General features: G+C 69.1%; 17 protein-coding genes. 3 read left to right on the plus strand and 14 right to left on the minus strand.

Features of this window, described 5'->3' with window-relative positions:
- Positions 1-46 precede the first annotated feature (46 nt).
- Together ASE10_RS13105 and pbpC are read left to right on the plus strand one after the other, a co-directional pair.
- Positions 47-5,002, plus strand: coding sequence for an alpha-2-macroglobulin (locus ASE10_RS13105; RefSeq protein ID WP_055906498.1), 4,956 nt, complete (start codon positions 47-49; stop codon positions 5,000-5,002).
- A 403-nt stretch (positions 5,003-5,405) separates the two neighbouring features.
- Positions 5,406-7,727 carry a penicillin-binding protein 1C gene (gene pbpC, locus ASE10_RS13110; protein WP_235565873.1) on the plus strand — a complete coding sequence of 774 codons (2,322 nt, stop codon included), beginning with the start codon at positions 5,406-5,408 and terminating at the stop codon, positions 7,725-7,727.
- Positions 7,728-7,735: 8 nt separating this feature from the next.
- Here pbpC and ASE10_RS13115 read toward each other — a convergent pair whose 3' ends face one another.
- From ASE10_RS13115 to ASE10_RS13125, 3 genes are all read right to left on the minus strand, one after another.
- A complete protein-coding gene (locus ASE10_RS13115; protein ID WP_055906504.1) occupies positions 7,736-8,359 on the minus strand; it encodes a hypothetical protein in 624 nt (207 codons plus the stop codon).
- A 147-nt stretch (positions 8,360-8,506) separates the two neighbouring features.
- Entirely contained in the window at positions 8,507-9,034 is a 528-nt protein-coding gene (locus tag ASE10_RS13120; RefSeq protein WP_056305632.1) for a ferritin-like domain-containing protein, read from the minus strand.
- Between the two features lie 185 nt (positions 9,035-9,219).
- Entirely contained in the window at positions 9,220-9,696 is a 477-nt protein-coding gene (locus ASE10_RS13125; RefSeq protein ID WP_055906506.1) for a peroxiredoxin, read from the minus strand.
- Positions 9,697-9,895: 199 nt separating this feature from the next.
- Here ASE10_RS13125 and ASE10_RS13130 point away from each other — a divergent pair, with 199 nt between their 5' ends.
- A complete protein-coding gene (locus ASE10_RS13130) occupies positions 9,896-10,816 on the plus strand; it encodes a DnaJ C-terminal domain-containing protein (RefSeq protein WP_056102434.1) in 921 nt (306 codons plus the stop codon).
- A gap of 266 nt (positions 10,817-11,082) precedes the next feature.
- Here ASE10_RS13130 and pilH read toward each other — a convergent pair whose 3' ends face one another.
- From pilH to ASE10_RS13185, 11 genes are all read right to left on the minus strand, one after another.
- On the minus strand, positions 11,083-11,448 hold the full coding sequence (gene pilH, locus ASE10_RS13135; RefSeq protein ID WP_055906512.1) for a twitching motility response regulator PilH: 366 nt from the start codon (positions 11,446-11,448) through the stop codon (positions 11,083-11,085).
- A 57-nt stretch (positions 11,449-11,505) separates the two neighbouring features.
- On the minus strand, positions 11,506-12,501 hold the full coding sequence (locus ASE10_RS13140) for a YhdH/YhfP family quinone oxidoreductase (RefSeq protein WP_056305384.1): 996 nt from the start codon (positions 12,499-12,501) through the stop codon (positions 11,506-11,508).
- 144 nt (positions 12,502-12,645) lie between these two features.
- Positions 12,646-13,254: a hypothetical protein gene (locus ASE10_RS13145; RefSeq protein ID WP_055906517.1), complete on the minus strand. Its 609-nt coding sequence runs from the start codon at positions 13,252-13,254 to the stop codon at positions 12,646-12,648.
- A 29-nt stretch (positions 13,255-13,283) separates the two neighbouring features.
- Positions 13,284-13,877, minus strand: coding sequence for a TIGR00730 family Rossman fold protein (locus ASE10_RS13150; RefSeq protein WP_055906520.1), 594 nt, complete (start codon positions 13,875-13,877; stop codon positions 13,284-13,286).
- A 103-nt stretch (positions 13,878-13,980) separates the two neighbouring features.
- Complete coding sequence (lpdA, locus tag ASE10_RS13155) at positions 13,981-15,405, minus strand: dihydrolipoyl dehydrogenase (protein WP_055906522.1); 1,425 nt, start codon at positions 15,403-15,405, stop codon at positions 13,981-13,983.
- A gap of 182 nt (positions 15,406-15,587) precedes the next feature.
- Positions 15,588-16,796, minus strand: coding sequence for a dihydrolipoyllysine-residue succinyltransferase (gene sucB / locus ASE10_RS13160; protein ID WP_055906524.1), 1,209 nt, complete (start codon positions 16,794-16,796; stop codon positions 15,588-15,590).
- A gap of 68 nt (positions 16,797-16,864) precedes the next feature.
- On the minus strand, positions 16,865-19,711 hold the full coding sequence (locus tag ASE10_RS13165; protein WP_056306788.1) for a 2-oxoglutarate dehydrogenase E1 component: 2,847 nt from the start codon (positions 19,709-19,711) through the stop codon (positions 16,865-16,867).
- Positions 19,712-20,101: 390 nt separating this feature from the next.
- The gene (locus tag ASE10_RS13170) at positions 20,102-21,013 is read right to left on the minus strand and encodes a GNAT family N-acetyltransferase (protein WP_055906530.1); all 912 of its coding nucleotides are present in this window, start codon (positions 21,011-21,013) and stop codon (positions 20,102-20,104) included.
- A gap of 2 nt (positions 21,014-21,015) precedes the next feature.
- Positions 21,016-22,158 carry a cupin domain-containing protein gene (locus ASE10_RS13175; protein ID WP_235565874.1) on the minus strand — a complete coding sequence of 381 codons (1,143 nt, stop codon included), beginning with the start codon at positions 22,156-22,158 and terminating at the stop codon, positions 21,016-21,018.
- Between the two features lie 183 nt (positions 22,159-22,341).
- On the minus strand, positions 22,342-22,752 hold the full coding sequence (locus ASE10_RS13180; protein WP_235565865.1) for a VOC family protein: 411 nt from the start codon (positions 22,750-22,752) through the stop codon (positions 22,342-22,344).
- A gap of 25 nt (positions 22,753-22,777) precedes the next feature.
- Positions 22,778-23,206, minus strand: a complete 429-nt coding sequence (locus ASE10_RS13185; protein WP_055906538.1) for a DUF695 domain-containing protein — start codon at positions 23,204-23,206, stop codon at positions 22,778-22,780.
- Positions 23,207-23,222: the final 16 nt, after the last annotated feature.

Here is a 23,222-nt window from a genome sequence, read left to right on the forward strand (position 1 = left end):
CGCCAACGTCGCTCTATACTTCGTCGCAAACCAGGGAGAGACAACGATGGAACGCGTGGGTCCTGCTGTGAGCCTGATCCGACGCGTCGCGCGTCCGGTCGCTGTCGTCGCCCTGGCCCTGCTGCTTGCAGCCGGCCCTGCGGCATGCAAGCGCGACACCACCGGCCAATTGCCCGAAGTCAGCGGCGAAGCCATCAAGGCCAAGCGCGAAACCGTGCAGGGTTTCGGCCTGGTCGCCGCTTATCCCGATCAGAAAGCCGACGAACAGCTGGCGATCGCCCTGGAATTCAGCCAGCCGCTGGTCGGCACCCAGGCTTTCGACGAGTTGATCGCGGTCGCCGACAAGAACGGCGCCGTGGTCAAGGGCAGCTGGGTTCTGGATGAGGGCGGCAAGCTGCTGCGCTTCCCGCACGTGGAGGCGAGCAAGGATTACGTGGTCACCATCAAGGGCGGCCTCACCGCCGCCAACGGCGACCGCATCGGCAAGACCCTGACCAGCAACGTCTACACCGGGCCGCTGGATCCGGTGGTCGGTTTCGCCTCGCAGGGCAGCGTGCTGCCGGCGCGCGAGAGCCGCGGCCTGCCGGTGGTCTCGATCAACGTCGCCGAAGTCGACGTCGAGTTCATGCGCATCAAGGACAAGGACCTGCCGAAGTTCTTCGCCGAGTACCAGCGCGGCGGCCGTCGCGGCAGCTGGGAGCTGGAGCGCGACTGGGACGACAAGACGCCGCTGTCCAAGCTCGCCGAACCGGTCTACGTCAATCGCTTCGTGCTCGGCGGCAAGCCCAACGAGCGCGTGCTGACCTATCTGCCGCTGCAGGACATCGAAGAGCTGCAGAAGCCCGGCCTGTATTTCGCGGTGATGAAGCGCGCCGGCCAGTTCAAGGACGAGTTCGAGACCGCGTTCTTCACCGTCAGCGATCTGGGCCTGCATGCGCGCGCCTACAAGGACAAGCTGTTCGTGCACACCGCCTCGCTGGAGAGCGGCGATGCGGTCGGCGGGGTCGAGCTCAAGGTCATCGACGCCAACGGCGAGCCGGTGATGAAGGGCGAGACCGACCGCAACGGCAACGTCATGCTGGCCTACAAGCTCGATGCGACCCAGGTGCTGGTCGCGCAGCGCGGCAGCGACGTGTCGATGCTGCCGTTCAACCAGCCGGCGCTGGATCTGTCCGAGTTCGCGGTGTCCGGCCGCGAGCAGGCCTGGTTCGATGTGTTCGCCTGGTCCGGCCGCGATCTCTATCGTCCCGGCGAAACCGTGCGCCTGTCGGCGCTGCTGCGCGACCAGGACGGCAAGCCGGTCGCGCTCAAGGGCAAGGCGCTGCAGCCGGTGTTCCTGCGCTACGTCCAGCCCGACGGCAAGACCTTCCTGGAAACGCGCCTGCAACCCGATACCCAGGGCTACGTGCGCCACGCCCAGGTGATTCCGGCCGACGCCGCGACCGGGCGCTGGCGGGTCGAGTTCCGCACCGATCCGGCCAGCAAGGAAGCGGTGCAGGGCATGACCCTGCGCATCGAGGAATTCCTGCCGGAGCGCCTCAAGCTCGACCTCAATGCCCAGGCCACGCTCAAGCCCGGCGAGCCGATCAAGCTCGCGGTCGACGGCGCCTATCTGTACGGCGCGCCCGCGGCCGGCAACCGTTTCACCGCCAAGCTCGCGGTGACGGTGGAGCAGCATCCGCTGGAACAGCTGCCGGGCTACTTCTTCGGCGACCCGACCCTGACCCTGCCCAAGGAAGCCAAGGACGTGGTCGACGCCACGCTCGATGCCCAGGGCAAGTTGCAGCAGGACATCTCCCTGCCCAGCGAGGCCAAGCCGGTCAGCCCGATCGCCGCCATCCTCACCGGCAGCGTCTACGAAAGCGGCGGCCGCAGCGTCAACCGCAGCCTCAAGCGCGTGCTGTGGCCGGCCGATGCGCTGGTCGGCGTGCGTCCCTTGTTCGACGACAAGGAAGGCACCGATTCCAACGGCAATGCCGGCTTCGAGCTGACCCGCGTCGGCGCCGACGGCAAGCCGCGTCCGGGCAAGGCCCTGCGCGTGACCCTGGTGCGCGAACACCGCGACTACCACTGGAACTACGACGCCGACGGCGGCTGGGACTACGACTTCAACCGCCGCTACGAAGACATCCAGACCCGCAACGTCGACCTGGGCGCCTCGCCGCTGCGCGTGGACTTCCCGGTCGAGTGGGGCGAGTACCGTCTCGACGTCTACGACCCGGCGACCAAGCTGACCTCGCGCTATCCGTTCAAGGCCGGCTGGAGCTGGGACGACCAGAACCGCGGCCTCGACGCGCGTCCGGACAAGGTCAAGATCGCGCTCGACAAGACCGCCTACAAGGCCGGCGATACGCTCAAGATCACCCTGACCCCGCCGCACGCCGGCAAGGGCGTGCTGATGGTCGAGAGCGATCGCATGCTGTACGTGCAGGCGATCGACGTCAAAGCCGGCAGCAGCTACGAGATTCCGGTCACCGCCGACTGGGAGCGCCACGACATCTACGTCACCGCGCTGGTGTTCCGCGGCGGCAGCGCGCCCAGCAAGATCACGCCGGCGCGCGCGGTCGGTATCGCGCACGTGCCGATGGACCGGCGCGATCGCACGGTCGCGGTCGGCCTCAACGTGCCCAAGCTGATGCGGCCCGAGCAGAACCTGCCGGTCACCGTCAGCGCGCCGCAGCTGGCCGGGCAGGAGGCCTACGTCACCGTGTCCGCGGTCGACGTCGGCATCCTCAACATCACCCGCTTCCCGGTGCCGGACGCGGCCGCGCATTTCTTCGCCCAGCGTCGCCTGGGCGTGGATGCCTACGACGTCTACGGGCGCGTGATCGAAAGTTTCGAAGGCGGCACCGCCAAGATCCGCTTCGGCGGCGACATGGCCTTGGAGGCGCTGCCGCAGGCGCGGCGTCCGACCGCCAAGGTGCAGACCGTGGACCTGTTCGCAGGGCCGGTGCGTTTGGACGCCAAGGGCAATGCCGTGGTCAAGCTGGCCGTGCCTGATTTCAACGGCACCCTGCGGGTGTCGGCGCTGGTGTATTCCGGCGGCAAATACGGCAAGCGCGACCGCGAAACCGTCGTGCGGGCGCCGGTCCTGGCCGAGGCCAGCACGCCGCGCGTGCTCGCTCCCGGCGACCGCAGCAACGTCACGCTCGACGTGCAGAACTTCACCGGCCGGGCCGGCGAGTTCGAGGTCAAGGTCGAAGGCATCGGCCCGCTGTCGCTGAGCGACGGCAACCGCAAGGCCGCGCTGGGCGTCGAGGCCAAGACCACCTATACCTTCCCGATCGTCGCCCGCGAGGGATACACGGTCGCGCAGGTGCGCGTGCGGGTGGAAGGCAACGGCTACAAGGTCGACCGGCGCTACGACGTGCCGGTGCGTCCGGCCTGGCCGCAGGTGCTGCGTGCGCGCACCCAGGTGCTGGAGCAGACCGCGCCGGTGCGCCTGGGCGCGGATTTCGCCGACGGCCTGATGCCGGGCTCGGTCAACGCGCGCATGACGGTCAGCGCGCTGCCGCCGATTCCGTTCGCGAGCGCACTGCAGGGTGCCCTGGAATATCCGTACGGCTGCGCCGAACAGACCACCAGCAAGGGTTACGCCGCGCTCGAACTCGACGAGGCGACCGCGAAGATGCTCGGGGTCAAGGGCCTGGACGCCAAGCAGCGGCGCGCGCGCATGGAAGGCGCGTTCGGCCGCCTTGCGGCGATGCAGATCGGCTCCGGCCACTACTCGATGTGGGGCGACGGCGACTACGTCAATCAGGCGATCACGCCGTACGTGGTCGAGTTCCTGCTCGACGCGCGCGACGCCGGCTTCGCCGTGCCCGAGGCGATGCTGCAGAAATCGCTGAAGGTGCTCAACGAGGACCTGCTGTCCGGCGGCGCCCAGTTCTTCGGCTACGACCGCCGCGAACACCTCAAGTTCGCCTACCAGGCTCACGCCGGCTACGTGCTGGCGCGGGTCAACCGCGCCCCGCTGGGCACCTTGCGCGCCTTGTACGACAACGAGCGCAAGAACAGCCTGACTGGCCTGCCGCTGGTCCACCTGGGTCTGGCGCTGTCGCTGCAGGGCGACAAGGCGCGCGGCAAGAAGGCGATCGCCGAAGGTTTCGCCAAGGATTCCAAGGACCGCCCGGAGTATCTGGGCGACTACGGCAGCCGCGTGCGCGACGACGCGCTGATGATCGCGCTGGTGCACGAACGCGGCTTCGCCACGCCGGCCTACGACGGCCGTGCGGTGCCGCTGGGCCTGGAACTGGATGCGCGCCGCAATCGCGGCTGGCTGTGGCTGAGCACGCAGGAACAGGTCGCGTTGGCGCGCCTGGGCAAGGCGCTGATGGCCGACCAGGCCAAGACCGTGTCCGGCCAGTGGAAGGTCGGCGACATCGCCTCCGATGCCGGCGCGGCCAAGATCGTCGGTCGCGTGTTCGACTACGACGCGCTGGCCGCCGGCGTGAGCTTCGATCCGGTCGGCCAGCCGCCGCTGTACGCGAGCATGGAGATCGCCGGCGTGCCGCGCCGCGCGCCCGATCCGGACAGCTCGGTGATCGAGGTCAAGCGCAAGTACTACACGACCAAGGGCGAGGCCTGGGAGGGCGGCACCCTGGAAGAGGGCGACGCGCTGATCGTGCAGGTCAGCATCAAGGCCAGCCGCGCCATGCCGGACGCCTTGCTCACCGACCTGCTGCCGGCGGGCCTGGAGATCGAGAACTTCAACCTCGGCGACGCCAAGCAATGGGCCGGCGTGGTGGTGGACGGGATCGAGATCTCCGACCGCGACTCGGCCGCCGAAGTGCGCCACGAGGAGTTCCGCGACGACCGTTACGTGGCCGCGCTCAAGCTCGACGTCGGCGACACCGCGCGGGTGTTCTACCTGGTGCGCGCAGTCACGCCGGGCACCTACACCGTGCCGCCGTCGCTGGTCGAGGACATGTACCGTCCCGACCTGCGCGGCGTCGGCAAGGCGGTGCCGGCGATGCTGACGGTGAAGCAGCCGGGTAGGTGAATCCCGGCGCTGTAGGTGAGCTCCAGGCGCTGGCGCCGGCGCCGGCGCATCTGCTCCCTCTCCCGCTTGCGGGAGAGGGTTGGGGTGAGGGCCACGAGCGCCGCAGGCGCGAGGCCCTTCGCGACGCCCGCTCGCACAAGCGCCTATTGTTTCCAGCACTCCCAGTAGAAGAAAGCCGGACCATCCAGTGAGCAGTACGGAACCTCCGGCGTCGGAGCGGCCCTCACCCCAACCCTCTCCCGCAGGCGGGAGAGGGGGCCTAGGCGCGTGCAAGCGCTGGTGGCGTCGCTTGGCTGGAGGGAAGTCGGATTCGGCAACCGCAACGGCAACGGCAGCGGCAGCGGCAGCGGCAACGGTAGCGGCAACGGTAGCGACAGCGCCGCCAAAACCGCGCCGCTTCGGCCTGAAGCTGCTGCTCGCCGCGCTGCTGTTCGCCACCTCGGCGATGCTGTTGGATCTGGCGTTCCCGCTGCCTTTGCCGCGCGACGGCCAGGCCGGCGCGGTCGTGGTCGCCGCCGACGGCACGCCCTTGCGCGCGTTCGCCGACCGCGGCGGCATCTGGCGTTATCCGGTGTCCATCGAGCAGGTCTCGCCGCTGTACCTGCAGGCGCTGCTGAACTACGAGGACCGCTGGTTCTGGAAACACCCGGGCGTCAATCCCTACGCCTTGCTGCGCGCGGGCGGGCAATGGTTGGGCAGCGGCCGGGTGGTGTCCGGCGGTTCGACCCTGACCATGCAGGTCGCGCGCATCCTCGACCCGCATACGCGCACGCCCTGGGGCAAGTTCAAGCAGCTGCTGCGCGCCGTGCAGCTGGAAGCGCATCTGTCCAAGCGCGAGATCCTGAGCCTGTACCTCAACCGCGCGCCGTTCGGCGGTACGGTCGAAGGCGTGGAGGCGGCGAGCTGGGCCTACCTGGGCAAGCCGTCGTCGCGCCTGTCGCATGCCGAGGCCGCCTTGCTGGCGGTGTTGCCGCAGGCGCCGAGCCGGCTGCGGCCGGATCGCGAGCCCGAGCGTGCGCGGGTCGCGCGCGACAAGGTGCTCGCGCGCATGGCCGAGCTCAAGGTGTGGTCGCGCGCCCTGGTCGCGGACGCGCGCATCGAGCCGGTGGTCGCACGTTCGCTGCAGCCGCCACAGCATGCGCCGCTGCTGGCGCAGCGACTGCGCTTCGAGCAGCCCAAGGCCGCGCGGTTGCAGTCGACGATCGACATAGAACTACAGCGCACCTTGGAAGACCGCGTCGCGGCCTATTTCTCGAACCTGCCCGAACGCACCTCGGCGGCCTTGCTGGTGATCGACAACGCCAGCCTGGAAGCGCGCGCCTACGTCGGTTCGGCGACCTTCGCCGACGTCGCGCGCCTGGGCCACGTCGACATGGTCAAGGCCTGGCGTTCGCCGGGTTCGACGCTCAAGCCGTTCCTGTACGGGCTGGCCCTGGACGATGGCCTGATCCATTCCGAGAGCCTGTTGGTGGATGCGCCGCAGGCGTTCGGCGACTACCGGCCGGGCAACTTCGATGCGACCTTCAATGGTCCGGTCGGCGCCGCCGAGGCGCTGCGTCTGTCGCTCAATGTGCCGGCGGTCGATCTGCTCGACCGGGTCGGACCCAGCCGATTTTCGGCGCGGCTCGCGCATGCCGGCATCGAACTGCACTGGCCGCGCGGCGCGACCCCGAATTTGTCGATGATCCTCGGCGGCACCGGTGCGCGCCTGGAGGATCTGGTCGGCGCCTACGCGGCCTTGAATCGCGAGGGCCTGGCCGGGCGGGTGCGTTATCGCCCCGATGCACCGGTATTGGAGCGGCGTCTGCTGTCGCCGGGCGCGGCCTGGATCGTGCGCGAGATCCTCGAAGCCAATCCGCGTCCGGGCAGCATCGCCGATACCTTCGACACCTCCGGGCGCCCGCGCGTGGCCTGGAAGACCGGCACCAGCTACGGTTTCCGCGATGCCTGGGCCTTGGGCGGCACGCGCCGTTACACGGTCGGCGTCTGGGTCGGCCGTCCCGACGGCACGCCGCTGCCCGGCCAGTACGGCGCGGTCACCGCCTTGCCGCTGCTGTTCGAAGTGGTCGATAGCCTGCCGCGCCAACGCGGCGACGGTGCGCTGCGGCCGCCGCCGGCCAACGTCGAACACATCGACGTGTGCTGGCCGCTGGGCCTGCCGCCGGACCCGCAGGCGCCGCAGCTGTGCCAGAAAAAGCTGCAGGCCTGGACCCTGGACGCCTCGGTACCGCCGACTTTCGCCGAACGCGACGCGCGCCTTTGGAATGCGGGCGTGGAGCGCTTCGAGGTTGATGCGCGCAGCGGCTTGCGCCTGTCCGCCGATTGCTCCGCGGCGCATCAGCGTCGCAGCGCCCAGATCGCGCGTTGGCCGGCGCTGGCCTCGCCCTGGCTGGCGGCGGAAACCCGGCGCGCCTCACGTCTGCCGGCGCTGGCGCCGGACTGCGAAGGCGACGGCCGCGACGCCAGCGAAGAGCTGCGCATCGAGGGCCTGGCCGACCTGGCGACCATCGCGCGCGCGCCCGGCAGCGTGCATCCGCTGCGCCTGTCCTTGCGCGCGATCGGCAGCGCGACCCGGATCCGATGGCTGCTCGATGGGCGCCTGATCGGCGAGACCGACGGCGACGCCAGCTTCGCCCACGATTTCGCCGAGCCCGGCGACCACCAGCTCACCGCGTTGGCCGACAGCGGCGCCTGGTCGCGGGTGCGGTTCCGGGTATTGCGCTGAGGCGCAGCTCAGTCGTCGGAGCGCGACACGCGCCGGCGATGCTCGTCCAACGACACGACCTTGCCGCGTTCGCCGCCAACGGGCCGCTTTTTCTTGGCCGGCGCTCGCGAGCGCGGGCGCGTACGCCAACGTTCGCCCAGCCACGGCAGCACACGCCAGGCGCGGGCGCCGTCCAGCGGCGCGATCGGCAACAGATTGAGCACCATCAGCAACAGGTTGAACGGTCCCCAGGCGACGACGATCGCGGTTTGCACCGACGCCACCGGACCGGGCGGGAAGGGCAGCAGCCCGATCAGCATCGCCAGCACGAACAGCAGCGCCTGCGCGCCGATACCGCCCCAGGCAACGGCGATGTCCTGACCCGAGGTGCGCGCCGCCTCGTGCTGGCACACGCCATGCATCGGATAGATCAGCAGTCGGTGCACGTACAGGCGGTTGCGGCGCGCGACCCAGGCATGCCCGGCTTCGTGGGCGACGATCAGCAGCACATAGGCGAGTGCGCCGACCAGGCCGGCGACCGAGAAGCGCTTCAGCGCCAGGATCAGCACCGCCATCAACAACACGCTCCAGTGGAACACCACGGGCGCGCCGAACAGGCGGAAGGGGGCGAACTCGCGTGGCAGGCGGAACATGCGGCGGGGACCCGGCAAGGTAGGCCGCGAGTCTAACAGCGGCCATCGCGAGGCCGGCCCGCTGCGCCAGGCCCCGACGTCCTACGTTCCTCCGCCCAATGCGACGCGGTCACACTTCGCGTCGCCGCGCGGCCGCTAGGCCTTCGCTCAGCCGCCGGTCCAGCCGTCGAGCAGGTCGGCCAGCTCGTCGGCGTGTTCTTCTTCCTGGGCCAGGATCTCTTCCATCAAGCGGCGAGTGGTGGTGTCGCGCTCGCCGAGGTAGTCGATGATCGCGCGGTAGCTGTCGATGGCGATGCGTTCGGCGACCAGGTCTTCTTTGACCATGTCGCGCAGGTCGGTGCCTTCGACGTATTCGGCATGGGCGCGGCCGGACAGCACGTCGGGATTGAGGTCGGGCGCGCCGCCCAACTGCACGATGCGTTCGGCGATGCGGTCGGCGTGGGCCTGTTCCTCGTTGGCGTGCTCGAGGAATTCGCCCTTGACCGCGTCGGCCATCAGGCCGCTGGCCATGAAATAGTGGCGCTTGTAGCGCAGCACGCAGACGATCTCGGTCGCCAGGGCTTCGTTGAGCAGCTTGATCACGGTGCCGCGATCGGCGGTGTAGCTGTCGGTGATCGCGCCGTCCTCGATGTGTTGACGGGCGCGGGCGCGGATGGCCTTGATGTCGGCGATCATCGCCGTTTCGGGTTTGCGCGCGGGCTGGCCGGAGGGATTTGCCGCGGTCGCGGCGCGTGCGGGCTTGCGGATGGGCTTGTCGTCGGGCTTGGCGCTCATGTCGACCTCCTGGCGGGTCGCTGGGGGCAGTGCCCCCAACGATGCCTAGCGGTCGGTGACGGCGATGTCGGCGCCGTCGCCCGCATTCAGACCAGCGACAGCATGTGCTCGGCCGAGGACACGCGGTATTCGCCCGGCGCTTCCACTTCCAGCTGCGAGACCACGCCGTCTTCGGCGTAGAGCGCGAAGCGCTTGGCGCGCGTGCCCATGCCGTAGGCGCTGGCATCGAGTTCCAGGCCGAGCGCGCGGGTGAAATCGCCGTTGCCGTCGGCGAGCATCAGCAAGCCGTCGGGCACGTTCTGGCTCTGGCCCCAGGCCTGCATCACGAACGGGTCGTTGACCGCCATGCAGGCGACCTCGATGCCCTTGCTGCGGAATTCGTCGAAATGGGCGACGAAGCCGGGCAGGTGCTTTTCCGAGCAGGTCGGCGTGAATGCGCCGGGCACGGCGAACAGGACCACCTTGCGGCCGTCGAACAGGGCGTTGGTGTCGAGGGTCTCGACGCCTTCGCGGATGCGTTGCAGGGTGACTTCGGGCAGGCGGTCGCCGACCTGGATGCTCATGGGATATCTCCGGTTTGGGGGGCAGTCTGATCGGCGCGCGCGTAATGTGGCGTCAAGACCGTCGTACGCTGCATTGTGCGCGCAAGGATTGAAAAGCGCAGGCGCAGCGGCCATTTCAGCCCGGTCTTCCCGCGCGGCCGCGCGACGCCTACCCTGTGGGCCGGTGCGGTCGCGCACCCGCAAGTCTGAGGGCGCTGCAATGCAATTCAAGGATTACTACGAAGCCCTGGGTGTGGAGCCCAGCGCCGGCGAAGCCGAAATCAAGACCGCGTACCGGCGCCTGGCGCGCAAGTACCACCCGGACGTCAGCAAGGAGGCGGGCGCCGAGGACAAGTTCAAGGCCATCAACGAGGCCTACGAAGCGCTGCGCGACCCGCAGAAGCGCAGCGCCTACGACCAGCTGCGCGCGCGCGGCTACCGCCCCGGCGACGAGGTTCAGCCGCCTCCGGGCGGCTTCGGCGGCGGTTACGGCGGCGCCGACTTCGACGAAATCTTCGCCGGCGGCGGCGCGGGCGGCGGTTTCAGCGATTTCTTCGAGAGTCTGTTCGGGCGCGGTCGCGGCCCGGCCGGCTTCGGCGGCCAGCCCGGGCGGGCGCCGCCGCGCGGCGACACCCGCGCCAAGCTCGCGGTCGCGCTGGAGACCATCTACGAAGGCGGTTCGGTGCGTATCTCGGTCAACGACCGCATCCTGGAGGTCCGCATACCCAAGGGCATCCGCCCGGGCCAGTTGATCCGCCTGGCCGGCCAAGGCGGACGCGGTCGCGACGGGCAGGGCGGCCCGCAGGGCGATCTGCTGCTGGAGATCGAGTACGCCGCGCATCCGCAGTTCGAAGTCGACGGCCGCAACGTGATCCACGTGCTGCCGCTGGCGCCGTGGGAAGCCGCCCTGGGCGCGACCATCAGCGTGCCGACCCTGGGCGGCGCGGTCGAACTGAAGATTCCGCCGAACTCGGAAGCCGGGCGCAAGCTGCGCCTGCGCGGCCGCGGCCTGCCGGGCACGCCGCAGGGCGATCAGATCGTCGAACTGGAAGTGCTGGCGCCGCGTGCGCACACCGACGAGCAGCGCGAAGCCTACGAGCGCATGCGCGACGTGTTCGGCGACGATTGGCGACGGGCCTGAGCGCAGACGCGATTGCGCCATGGCGTGCGGCGAGCCGCATCGGGTTCATGCGGCCCTGCCGTAGGGTGTGGTGAGCCGCAGGCGAACCGCACCGGCGTCGGGTTCCGGCTTGCGCCAGGCGATGCGGTTCGCCTGCGGCTCACCGCAGCCTATGTGGCGGGCTAAGCGACGAGCGGGTGTCGTAGCGACGGTTGCGGCTTACCTCGCTCCCACAGCGCATCGCTGCCGCGGTGCGCGGCAGGCCCATAACAACGCGGGTAGCTCGATCAGCCCGGCAGCAGCTGGGCGATGATCTCGGACAGGTCGGTCTCGCTGAAGGGCTTGGTGATGTAGGCCTTGGCGCCCTGGCGCATGCCCCAGACCCGGTCGGTGTCCAGGTCCTTGGTGGTCACCAGCACGATCGGGATGTGCTTGGTGCTGGCCTCGCGGCAGATCGAACGCGTGGCCTGGAAGCCGTTGAGGTTCGGCATCACCACGTCCATCAGGATCAGGTCGGGGATTTCGCGCTTGGCGGCTTCGACCCCCGCTGCTCCGTCTTCGGCGGTCAGGGCTTCATGCCCCAGCTTCTCGACGATGCGGCGGATGCCCATCAGCTGGGACGGTGAATCGTCGACGATCAGAATACGCGCCATGTGTTTCCCCCGGAATTGCGTCGATTGTAGCGATGCGCGCTTACGCCGCAATGCCAACTAGATCACGACCAGCGTCCGGCCCAGGGAACCCCCGGCCAGCATGCCCGGGAATACCTGGGGCAGCTCCGCCAGCCCGACTTCACGGGTGCATATGCGGTCGAGGTGCGCCGGTTTCCAGTCGCTGCCCAGATGCCGCCAGACTTCGTCACGTACCTGGCGCGCGGTGCCGGCCGAGGCTACGCCCAGCAGGGACACGCCGCGGATGATGAATGGCATCACCGTGGTATCCAGCGCAGGGCTGGCGGCCAGGCCGGCGCTGGCGACGTTGCCGTAAGGCGCCGTCTGCGCGAGCAGGCTGGCCAGCATCGGCCCGCCGACGTTGTCCAGGCCGCCGCCGAAGCGCGCGGATTCCATCGGCCGCCCCGCCGCCAGGGCGGCGCGGTCCAGCACCTGGCTGGCGCCGATCGAGGTCAGGTAATCGGCCTGGTCGGCCTTGCCGCTGATCGCATGCACCTCGTAGCCGGCGCGGCTGAAGATGTCGATCGCCAGCGAGCCGACGCCGCCGGTCGCGCCGGTCACCGCCAGCGGGCCGTGTTCCGGCGTCTGGCGGTTGTCGTGCATGCGATGCAGTGCCAGCGCGGCGGTGAAGCCGGCCGTGCCCAGGATCATGCTCTCGCGCAGGCTCAGGCCGGCGGGCAGGGGAATCGCCCACTGCGCCTCCAGGCGCGCGTATTCGGAGTAACCGCCGTCGCGGGTTTCGCTCAGCCCGCAGCCGGTGACCAGCACCGCATCGCCTTCGCGGAACGCGCCGTCGGTCGAGGCGACCACGTGGCCGGCGACGTCGATGCCGCCGACCAGCGGGAAGCGGCGCAGGATCTTGCCTTCGCCGGTGCCGGCCAGCGCGTCCTTGAAGTTGATGGACGAGTAGGCGGTCTTGATCACGATCTCGCCCGGGGCGAGATCGTCGAGCGAAATCCGCTCCACGCCGCTGCGGTAGCCGTCGGCGTCGTTGTGGATGCGGAAGGCGTTGAACGAGGAGGCGGGAACGCTCATGGCAGGGCTCGTCGGACTAGCGTTCCATGATAGCCGACCGGCCTGGAGCGCCGTCGCGTTCGGCATCGAGCGCAAACCGTGCAGGCGACGTGCCGCGAATGTCGTCGAGAGTCCGGCGCACGGTCGCGCGCGAAGTGTCGCGTGCTACTGCGTGCGGCAGCGCTCCGGCGGCGACAGGCGCGGATCGGCCGGGTCGCCGGGCGCTTCGAGTTCGGCGCTCCAATAAGCGGCGCAACTGGCCGTATCGATCAGCTCGACGGTTTCGCAGAAAACGTCCGGCACCCAGCGCGCCGGTTTGCCCGGCGCCGCAACGGCCGGCAGCGCGCCAGGGTGCTTGCGGTCGCGCAGGCAGGCGGCGACGTTCTGGGAGACCGAGCGCGTGCCATGGCGATCGGTGATGGTGAGCACCGTGACCTGCCCGTCGCTGACTCCGGCGCTGTAGACCGGTTCGAGTTCGGCGTAGGCCTGGGAGAAGATCAGATCGAACATCGCGCGGCGATGCGGATAGGCCAGCGAGTACTGTCTGAGTACCTCGCCATCCTCGTTTCGGTCTGGATGCCGGCCGGTTCGATCGCGGCCGACGAACACCAGGTTGCCACCAGGGCCGATATGGACCTCATAGGGCGCGCACAGACCGAGGCAGCCGCTGCGCTTGAGCACGACATGGGTGTCGTCGCGGAACTCGGGCTCGACCGGTTCGGCGGGCTGACAGGCGCACAAGCCGAGCAACAACGGCACCACGGTCGCGCGCATCGTCCAATCTCCTTCTGGATCGATGCAGCTTAGCGCAGCGCGTTGCGGCGCTTCTCGTCCATCCACTTGCTCGCTTCGGCCGGACGGTAGGCCTGCATCCAGGCCAGCATCGCGTCCAGGTCGTCGCCGTGCCACAGGTCGCGGCGCTGGTCGACGTGCAGGAAGCGTTCGGCGACCATGCGATCGAGCATCGTCATCAACGGCGAGTAGAAGCCATCGACGTCGAGGAAGGCGCAGGGCTTGTCGCCGATGCCGAGCTGGCGCCAGGTCAGCATCTCGAACATCTCGTCCAGCGTGCCGAAGCCGCCGGGCAGGGCCACGAAGCCGTCGGCGAGATCGAACATGCGCGCCTTGCGCTCGTGCATCGAGCCGACCACTTCGAGCCTGCTCAGGCCGCGGTGGGCGACCTCCCAATTGACCAAGTGCTCGGGTATCACGCCGATCGCCTCGCCGCCGGCCTCCAGCACCGCGTCGGCGACCGTGCCCATCAGGCCGACGTTGCCGCCGCCGTAGACCAGGGCGATGCCGTCCTGGGCCAGGCGATGGCCCAGCGCCATCGCGCGTTCGGTGTAGATCGGTTGCGAACCGGAGTTGGAGCCGCAGTAGACGCAGAGCGATTTCATGTCGGTATCCGATGCCCGGTCGCGCGCAAGGCGTGCCCGGCGTGTGGGTGGCTCAAATGCAGAACGGCGCACCTGGGTGCGCCGTTCGTGTGTCGCAGGCCGATCAGTTGGCCTTGTGGATCGCGCGCTTGTCGACCGCCATCGCCGCGTCGTGGATCGCTTCCGACAGGGTCGGGTGGGCGTGGCAGATGCGGGCGAGGTCGTCGGCGGAGCCGTTGAACTCCATGGTCAGCACGCCTTCGTGGACGAGCTCCGACACGCCGACGCCGACCAGGTGCAGGCCGAGGACGCGGTCGGTTTCGGCGTGCGCGATCACCTTGACGAAGCCGGCCGGCTCGCCCATGGCGACCGCACGGCCGATCGCCGCGAACGGGAAGCTGCCGGTCTTGTAGGGCACGCCTTCGGCCTTGAGCTGCTGCTCGGTCTTGCCGACCCAGGCGATTTCCGGCTCGGTGTAGATCACCCACGGCACCGTGTCGAGGTTGACGTGGCCCGGCAGGCCGGCGATCAGCTCGGCGACCGCGATGCCTTCCTCGAAGCCCTTGTGCGCCAGCATCGGGCCGCGCACGCAGTCGCCGACCGCCCACACGCCGTCGACGCCGGTGTGGCAATGCTCGTCGACTTCGATCTGGCCGCGCTCGTTGATCTTGACGCCGGTACCTTCGGCCAGCAGGCCCTTGGAGGCGGCGCGGCGGCCGACGGCCACCAGCAGCTTGTCGACCACGAGTTGTTGGTCGGCCTTGCCGTCGTTGTAGGTCAGGTGGACGCCGTCCTTCTTGATCTCGGCCTTGCTCACCTTGGCGCCGAGCTTGATGTCCAGGCCCTGCTTCTTGAATTCCTTGGCCGCGGTCTTGGCGACCTCGGCATCGGCGGCGGCGAGGAAGTCGGGCAGGGCTTCGAGCACGGTCACTTCCGAACCCAGGCGCTTCCACACGCTGCCCAGTTCCAGGCCGATCACGCCGGCGCCGATCACGCCCAGGCGCTTGGGCACCTCGGTGAAGTCCAGCGCGCCGACGTTGTCGACGACCTTGTCCCCGTCGAACTTGGCGAACGGCAGCTCGATCGAATCCGAACCGGCGGCGATGATGACGTTGGTGCCCTTGAGCTCGACTTCCGAACCGTCGTGCTGCTTGACCTTGACCACGTTGCCCGGGTGCAGGGTGCCGAAGCCGTAGTACGGGGCGATCTTGTTGGCCTTGAACAGCATCGCGATGCCGCCGGTGAACTGCTTCACGATCTTGTCCTTGCGGCCGATCATGGTCGCGACGTCGATCTTGGCGTTGTCGGTGGTGATGCCATGTTCGCCGAACAGGTGCTGCAGGTTCCAGAACTGGCGCGAGCTGTCGAGCAGGGCCTTGGACGGAATGCAGCCCACGCGCAGGCAGGTGCCGCCGAGGGCGGGCTTGCCGTCCTTGCCGAGCGCGGCGTCGATGCAGGCGGTCTTCAGACCGAGCTGGGCGGCGCGGATGGCGGCGTGATAGCCGGCCGGGCCGGCGCCGATGACGACTACGTCGAATTGTTCGCTCATTTCATTCGCTCAGGGATTCGGGATTCGGGATTCGGGATTCGTTCAAAGCGTGTCAGCGCTGCGAATTCCGGTCCCGCGAAGGTTGCCGCAGAAGCGCCGGGAGCTCGGGACTGGAAAGAAATTCGCATGGCGCTGTTGCCCTTGCGAATCCCGAATCCCCAATCCCGAATCCCGGCTGGGCATTACATGCCCAGCAGCATGCGGTGCGGATTTTCCAGCTGGTTCTTGATGTCGACCAGGAACAGCACCGCGTCCTTGCCGTCGATGATGCGGTGGTCGTAGGACAGCGCGATGTACATCATCGGCGCGGCGATCACGGCGCCGTTCTCGACGATCGCGCGTTCCTTGATCGCGTGCATGCCCAGGATCGCCGACTGCGGCGGGTTCACGATCGGGGTCGACATCAGCGAGCCGAAGGTGCCGCCGTTGGTGATGGTGAAGGTGCCGCCCTGCAGATCTTCCAGCGCCAGCTTGCCGTCGCGGGCCTTCTTGGCGTAATCGCCGATGGCCTTCTCGACGTCGGCGAAGCCCATGCGCTCGACGTTGCGCAGCACCGGCGTGACCAGGCCCTTGTCGGTGGACACGGCGATCGAGATGTCGGCATAGCCGTGATAGACGATGTCGTTGCCGTCGACCGAGGCGTTGACCACCGGGTGGCGCTGCAGCGCGTTGGCGGCGGCCTTGGCGAAGAAGCTCATGAAGCCGAGCTTGACGCCGTTGGCCTTCTCGAAGGACTCGCCCAGCTCCTTGCGCATGGCCATGACCTTGCCGAGGTTGACCTCGTTGAACGAGGTCAGCATCGCGATCGAGTTCTTCGACTGCATCAGGCGCTCGGCGATGCGGGCGCGGATGCGGGTCATCGGCACGCGCTCTTCCGCGCGCGCGCCGGCGGCATTGCCGACGCCGCCGGACTTGGCGTAGTTGAGGATGTCTTCCTTGGTCACCGCGCCCTTGCGGCCGGTGCCTTCGACCTGGGAGGCGTCGATGCCTTCCTTGTTCGCGGTGAAGCGCGCGCCCGGCGGCAGCTGGTCGTTGCCGGCCGGTACCTTGGCCGCCTCGGCCTTCGGGGCGATCGGCTGGGCGCCGGCGGCCGGGGCCGAATCGGCCTTGGCGGCGGCCGGCGCAGCGGCTGCGGCGGGCGCGGCGGCGGCGGCGCCGGCTTCGACGATCGCGATCAGCTGCGAGCTGGTCACGGTGGCGCCTTCCTCGAACTTGATTTCCTTGAGCACGCCGTCGACCGGCGAGGGGACTTCGAGCACGACTTTGTCGGTTTCGAGGTCGACCAGGTTCTCGTCGCGCTTGACCGCATCGCCCGGCTTCTTGTGCCACGTGGCGATAGTGGCGTCGGAGACGGACTCGGGCAGGACGGGGACTTTGATCTCGGTGCTCATGGGGTGGGCATCCTGGCTTGCTTGATTGTTATGTGGGTAGCGGAATGTCGTAGCGGGACCGGCGCCGATTACTCGGCGCTGGCCTCACCGTGCAGCGAATCGACCAGAGCGTCGGCGACCAGCTTGGTCTGCTCGGCGACGTGGTCGGCCAGGTGGCCCGCCGCCGGCGACGGCGAACGCGCGCGACCGGCGTAGTGCAGGGCCTGCTTCGGCGCCAGGCAGGCGGCGAGGTGGTGGCGGATCTGGTACCACGCGCCCTGGTTCTGCGGCTCTTCCTGGCACCAGACCACGTCCTTGGCCGCGGCGTAGCGCTTGAGCTCTTCGGCCAGGGCCTGACGCGGGAACGGATACAGCTGCTCGACGCGGAGCAGGGCGACGTCTTCCAGGCCCTGCTTCTGCGACTCTTCGAGCAGGTCGTAGTAGACCTTGCCCGAGCAGACCACGACCCGCTTGACCTTCTTCGGGTTGGCCGACGCATCCGGAATCAGGTGCTGGAATTCGCCCTGGGCCAGGTCGTCCAGGCTCGACACCGCCAGCTTGTGGCGCAGCAGCGACTTGGGCGTCATCACCACGAGCGGCTTGCGCGTGCTCATGTGCATCTGGCGGCGGATCATGTGGTACGCCTGGGCCGGGGTGGTCGGCGCGCACACCAGCATGTTCTCCAGCGCGCACAGCTGCAGGAAGCGCTCCAGGCGCGCGGAGCTGTGCTCCGGGCCCTGGCCTTCGTAACCGTGCGGCAGGAACAGCGCCAGGCCGCACAGGCGGCCCCACTTGGCTTCGCCCGAGGACAGGAACTGGTCGATCACGACCTGGGCGCCGTTGGCGAAGTCGCCGAACTGCGCTTCCCAGATGTCCAGGGTCATGGGATCGGCGGTCGAGTAGCCGTACTCGAACGCCATCACCGCTTCTTCGCTGAGCAGCGAGTCGATGATGGTCACGTCGGTCGGCGTCTTCACCAGCTCGCGCAGCGGCAGGTAATAGGCGTCGGTGGCCTGGTCGTGCAGGATCGCGTGACGGTGGAAGAAGGTGCCGCGGCCGCTGTCCTGGCCGACCAGGCGCAGCTTGTAGCCTTCGCTCATCAGCGTGGCGTAGGCCAGGTTCTCGGCGAAGCCCCGGTCGCCGGCCAGTTCGCCGGCGGCCATCTTGCGGCGGTCGTCGTAGATCTTGGCCACGCGCGCGTGCAGCTTGACCGCGTCGGGAATGGTGTTGATCTGCACGGCCAGCTGGTCGAGCCTGGCGCGCTCGAAAGTGGTGTCGACCGGGTCGCCGAGCTTGCCCGACAGGTACTTGGACCAGTCGATGGTGAACTCGTCGGGCTTGACCTCCACCAGTTCGGTGGTGACCGCGCCCTGGTCGAGCTTGTCGCGGTAGCCGTCGACCAGCGCCTGCGCGTCGGCGGCCTGCAGCGTGCCTTCGGCGATCAGCTGGTCGGCGTAGAGTTCGCGCGGGGTCTTGTGCTTGCGGATCACCTGGTACATCAGCGGCTGGGTGGCCGCCGGCTCGTCGGCCTCGTTGTGGCCGTGGCGGCGGTAGCAGACCAGGTCGATGACCACGTCGCGGCCGAAGCGGTTGCGGAAGTCCAGCGCCAGCTCGGCGCAGAACACCACGGCCTCGGGGTTGTCGCCGTTCACGTGCAGCACCGGCGCGCCGACCATCTTGGCCACGTCGGTGCAGTACAGCGTGGAGCGCGCGTCCTGGCGTTCGCTGGTGGTGAAGCCGACCTGGTTGTTGATCACGATGTGGAGCGTGCCGCCGACCGCGAAACCGCGCGCCTGCGACATCTGCAGCAGTTCCATGCCCACGCCCTGGCCGGCGAACGCGGCGTCGCCGTGCAGCAGGATCGGCAGGACCTGGTTGCGGCCCTGGTCGCCGCGGCGGGTCTGGCGCGAACGCACGCTGCCGGCGACCACCGGGTTGACGATTTCCAGGTGCGAGGGGTTGAACGCCAGGGCCAGGTGGACCGGGCCGCCGGGAGTGGCGACGTCGGCGCTGAAGCCCATGTGGTATTTGACGTCGCCGGTGTGCGCGAGGTCGCCCTCGATATGCTCGAACTTGCCTTCGAACTCGTCGAACAGCTTGCGCGGCGGCTTGCCCAGGGTGTTGACCAGAACGTTGAGGCGGCCGCGGTGGGCCATGCCGATAACCACGTCCTGGGCGCCGTGCTCGCCGGCGCGGCGGATGGTGGTGTCCATCAGCGGGATCAGGGCGTCGCCGCCTTCCAGCGAGAAGCGCTTCTGGCCGACGTACTTGGTGCCCAGGTAGCGTTCCAGGCCGTCGGCCGCGGTCAGGCGCTCGAGGATGCGCTGCTTGTCGGCGGCGCTGCGGCCGTAATTGCCGGCCGCGGTTTCCAGGCGCTCGTACATCCAGCGACGCTGTTCGGCGTCGGCGATGTGCATGAACTCGGCGCCGATCGGACCGGTGTAGGTCGCCTTGAGCAGGGCGACCAGGTCGCCCAGCTTCATGCGTTCCTTGCCGGCCACGCCACCGGTGCTGAACTCGCCGGCCAGGTCGCTTTCGGACAGGCGGTGGAAGCCCAGCGCCAGATCCGGCGCGTCGGGCTTCTCCAGCAGGCCCAGCGGGTCGATGTCGGCGGCGAGATGGCCGCGCGAACGGTAGGCGGTGATCAGCTTGCCGACCCCGCGTTCGCGTTCGTCGCCGGGACCGGCGCCGGTCGTCGCGGCGCTGCCGTTGAGCAGGCCGCGCGCGGCCGCCCGGCTGGCCTGGGCGATGGAGTCGATGGCGGCCGAATGCGGCACGTCTCCGGCTTCACGGCCTTTGAAACCGTCGAAGTAAGCCTTCCATTTCGGCCCGACGCTGTCGGGATCGACCAGGTACTGCTCGTACAGGTCTTCGATGAAGGCGGCGTTGGCGCCGAGTTGCGAGGACTGGGAGAACTGCTTCAGGAGGCTGTCCACGATGGTTATCGGGAAACTCTAGGGGGCGGAATTGGAGTCGCACGCGTGCGTTCGACGCTTTGCGCGGACATAGGATCGGAATTATAGCGGTAGTGTTAAGCCCAGCGGCATAACTACTTAGGTCTAAGCGACAGATTTCGTTCGATTTCCGGCCGCCGGCCGGTCCGGACCGTCGAAACGGCCATTGCGGCAAGCCCTGGAAATCTTGGGCTGGCGATGCGGGATTCAAGCCGCGCGGGCAGGCGCGGGCCGTGGCGTCGCGGTTTAGCGCGGACTCAGGACGGGGCTGGCCTTGGGCGTCGGCCACGGTCGCGACACCTGTCCTGCAGCGCCTTTCGAATCGGAGGCGTCGAACACGGTGCTGCGCCGGGCCCGCATCGAGCCGCGCGCTCAGATCCCGAGCGCGCGGTACTCGCTGCACGAGCGGGCGCGTTCCCAGACCGGATCGAAATGAGCGCGCAGCTGGCGCGCCCGCGCCGGCGCGTCGAGCCGGGTTTCGCCTTCGAAACGGTGCCCCAGCGCACGGAAATACCAGCCGCCGGCATCGTTGAAGACATAGGCCGAGGGGTAGCCGCGGTCGACCGGCTCCTCGATGGCGCGGAATTCGAAGGCGGTGGTCAGGCGCTGGCCCAGGTTCAACAGCGGAGCGATCGCGCGCTGCGGCGCGGCCGGGTCCTGCAGCAGGATCCGGATCTGGCCGCCGGCGGTGGCGTGGCGGCGCAGCGCGGCCACGACCTCGGGCTGGTCGAGCAGGCCGGGATCGAGCTCGCGGGTGTAGATCGACAGCTGCCGGCGTGCGCCGGCGACCACGCCCTGCCAGGCCGCCAGGGCGGCGTCGCGCGACTCCACCGGGTTGATCGCGTCCGGCAGCAGGCGCATGGCCTGGTGGTCGATGCCGGCCACGACGAAGCGTTCGCCATAGGGCAGGAAGCCGTGGCGGGCGTAGAAGCCGATGGTCTGGACCTGGGCGTGCAGGCTCAGCTCGCGCCAGCCCAGTTCCGCGGCCAGGGCCACGAGGGCCCGCAGCAGGGCCTCGCCGACGCCGCGGCCGCGCCAGTCGGCCAGCACCGCCAGCCGGCCCAGGCTGCGTTCCGGAGTGAGGCGGCCGGTGCCGATGACGCGGCCGTCCGGGTCGCGCGCCAGCACGTGCCGGCACAGCGGGTCGAGGGCGTCGAGTTCGATCTGCACCGGCACGTTCTGCTCGCGCACGAACACCGCCTCGCGCACCGCGCGCAGCTCCGGCAAGGTCGCGGCGTAGGCGTCCGCAGCGACGGTTTCGATACGGAAGGCCGTGCCGCTCATGCTCATTCCTCTTCGCCGTCGTCCAGATGCAGGCGGTAGTGGCCGCCCGCGTAAAGGTCGATGACCGCATCGCGGCCGGCTTCGGACAAGGCCGCGTAGGCGGCGCCGTCCAGGCTGGCGGCGTTGGCGATGCGCTGGGCATCGCGCGCCGATAGGGCGCGCTCCTGGCCGCTCACGTACAAACGCGCGCCGCGTGCGGCCTTGCGCCAGGCCATGCGCGACCAGGGATGGCGCAGCAGTTGCGCGCCGTGCTGCAGGTCCCATTCGATCTCGATGCGCGAACGCGCGTCGCCGCCGGGCTGGACCTCGCCGGCGGCGCGGTAGACGGTGATGAAGCGGCCGAACCAGTCGCCGAGGCGGTCGGGGTCGTTCATGCGCAAGGCGTTCAGGGCTTCGACCACGCGGGTCATGGCGGCGGCGTCGATCTCGGCCGGGTCGGCCGGCGGGCTCAGGTCGGGGTCGCGGTAGCGCAGCGACTCGTCGGCCTCGGCGGCCAGGGTATCGATGTAGTCGCCCATCAGCTCGGCGGCCGAGGGCGCACGCATGCCGACCGAGAAGGTCAGGCAGGCGTCCTCGGCGACGCCGTGGTGCGGCACGCCCGGCGGCAGATACAGCATGTCGCCCGGGCCCAGCACCCAGTCGTGACTGGGGCTGAACTCGCGCAGCAGCTTGAGTTCGGCGTCGGGGCGGAAGTCCTGCGGCGGATTGGGCCTCGCGTCGATCTGCCAGCGCCGGTGGCCCTGGGCCTGCAGCAGGAACACGTCGTACTGGTCGACGTGGGCGCCGACCGAGCCGCCGGGCGCCGCGAACGACACCATGATGTCGTCGACGCGCCAGCGCGGCAGGAAGTCGAACGCGGGCAGCAGCGCGGCTACGTCGGCGTCCCACTTGTCCACGTCCTGCACCAGCAGGGTCCAGTCCTGTTGCGGCAGGCCCGGGAATTCGGCTTCGTCGAAGGGGCCGTGGCGCAGCGAATAGACGTCGCTGGCGCGGTCGTGCTGGATCAGGCGCGACAGTGCCGCCTCTTCGCAGGCCAGGCCGGCCAGGTCCTCGGGTTCCAGCGGCGAGACCAGGCCGGGGAAGGCGTTGCGGATCAGCAGCGGGCGCTTCTGCCAGTAATCGCGCAGGAAGGTTTCGGCCGGCATGCCCAGCGGCGGCAGGCGGGCGGCGTCGACTTCGATCGCGGCGGATTTGGACGGGCCGGCAGGTGCGGCGGGGGATTTCTTGGCCATGGGGCGGACGGGCTCGTAGCGGTGGCGCGGCGCGCCACGCGGATTGCGCCATTGTCGCTCATGCGGCGATGAAGATCGGGGCAGGGGCCCTCGGCGCTAGCCCGCGATCTCGTCGTAACCGCGGCCGAGGAACTGCAGCAGGCACCAGCCGTGCCCGAACGGGTCGGCGAGCTGCACGATCCGGCCCCAGGCGGCCTCGCGGATCGCGCCTTCCTGGATCGCCCCGGCCGCGAGCGCGCGTGCCAGCGCGGCGTCCAGGTCGTCGACGACCACGTCCACGTGCAGCGGCGTCCAATGGCGCACGTAGTCGCGCACCGAACCGTTGGCGCCGGCGCTGCCGGCGGGCTTGCGCAACAGATAGATCGGTACCTGCGCGCCGTCGAGCTCCAGCACGCCGTCGCCGAGGCGGCGCGCCGGGCGCAGGCCGAAGGCGGCGACGTAGAAGGCTTCGGCCGCGGCCAGGTCGGAGACGTCGAGATTGAGCAGCAGCCGCATCGTCGTCGTCATAGCGCGGATTCGGTGCGGGCCCGCTTCAGCGCAGGCCGATCGCTTCGGCGAAGGAACGGTAGAACTCGCCGTTCGGATCGCTCTCGCGGTCGATCTCGATCGGATAGGGCGTGGCTTCCTGCGGCATCGCGTTGAGCACGCCGACGAAGGCTTCGACGTCGCGAGTGTGGAACACGTACTCGCGATGATCGGGTTCGGTGAACACGATCGCCAGCAGGCTGTGGCCCGCGCTCTCGATGCGTTCGCAGACCCGATCCTCGAAGCGCTGCATCGCTTCCAGTTCGGCCGGCGAGGCGGTGCCGATGCTGCGGTCGTCCTGATAGGCCCAGATCAGGTTCAAGCGCTCCGGGTAGGCGCGGAAATCGAAACCGCGCTCGAAACGCTTGAGCCGCATCAACGACAGGCCGTCGTCGGCGCGATGCTCGGCCAGGGTCCAGCCGCGGTTGTCTGCCATGGCAGTCGCCTCCGTC

The sequence above is a fragment of the Lysobacter sp. Root76 genome (assembly GCF_001428685.1).
In the GTDB taxonomy this organism is placed as follows: Bacteria; Pseudomonadota; Gammaproteobacteria; order Xanthomonadales; family Xanthomonadaceae; genus Lysobacter.

Excerpts from the sequence above, each read along its gene's own strand:
- ASE10_RS13105 (WP_055906498.1), top strand. The coding sequence starts at position 47 with ATGGAACGCGTGGGTCCTGCTGTGAGCCTGATCCGACGCGTCGCGCGT.
- ASE10_RS13115 (WP_055906504.1), bottom strand. The coding sequence starts at position 8,359 with ATGTTCCGCCTGCCACGCGAGTTCGCCCCCTTCCGCCTGTTCGGCGCG.
- ASE10_RS13120 (WP_056305632.1), bottom strand. The coding sequence starts at position 9,034 with ATGATCGCCGACATCAAGGCCATCCGCGCCCGCGCCCGTCAACACATC.
- ASE10_RS13125 (WP_055906506.1), bottom strand. The coding sequence starts at position 9,696 with ATGAGCATCCAGGTCGGCGACCGCCTGCCCGAAGTCACCCTGCAACGC.
- ASE10_RS13130 (WP_056102434.1), top strand. The coding sequence starts at position 9,896 with ATGCAATTCAAGGATTACTACGAAGCCCTGGGTGTGGAGCCCAGCGCC.
- pilH (WP_055906512.1), bottom strand. The coding sequence starts at position 11,448 with ATGGCGCGTATTCTGATCGTCGACGATTCACCGTCCCAGCTGATGGGC.
- ASE10_RS13140 (WP_056305384.1), bottom strand. The coding sequence starts at position 12,501 with ATGAGCGTTCCCGCCTCCTCGTTCAACGCCTTCCGCATCCACAACGAC.
- ASE10_RS13145 (WP_055906517.1), bottom strand. The coding sequence starts at position 13,254 with ATGCGCGCGACCGTGGTGCCGTTGTTGCTCGGCTTGTGCGCCTGTCAG.
- ASE10_RS13150 (WP_055906520.1), bottom strand. The coding sequence starts at position 13,877 with ATGAAATCGCTCTGCGTCTACTGCGGCTCCAACTCCGGTTCGCAACCG.
- lpdA (WP_055906522.1), bottom strand. The coding sequence starts at position 15,405 with ATGAGCGAACAATTCGACGTAGTCGTCATCGGCGCCGGCCCGGCCGGC.
- sucB (WP_055906524.1), bottom strand. The coding sequence starts at position 16,796 with ATGAGCACCGAGATCAAAGTCCCCGTCCTGCCCGAGTCCGTCTCCGAC.
- ASE10_RS13170 (WP_055906530.1), bottom strand. The coding sequence starts at position 21,013 with ATGAGCGGCACGGCCTTCCGTATCGAAACCGTCGCTGCGGACGCCTAC.
- ASE10_RS13175 (WP_235565874.1), bottom strand. The coding sequence starts at position 22,158 with ATGCCGGCCGAAACCTTCCTGCGCGATTACTGGCAGAAGCGCCCGCTG.
- ASE10_RS13180 (WP_235565865.1), bottom strand. The coding sequence starts at position 22,752 with ATGACGACGACGATGCGGCTGCTGCTCAATCTCGACGTCTCCGACCTG.
- ASE10_RS13185 (WP_055906538.1), bottom strand. The coding sequence starts at position 23,206 with ATGGCAGACAACCGCGGCTGGACCCTGGCCGAGCATCGCGCCGACGAC.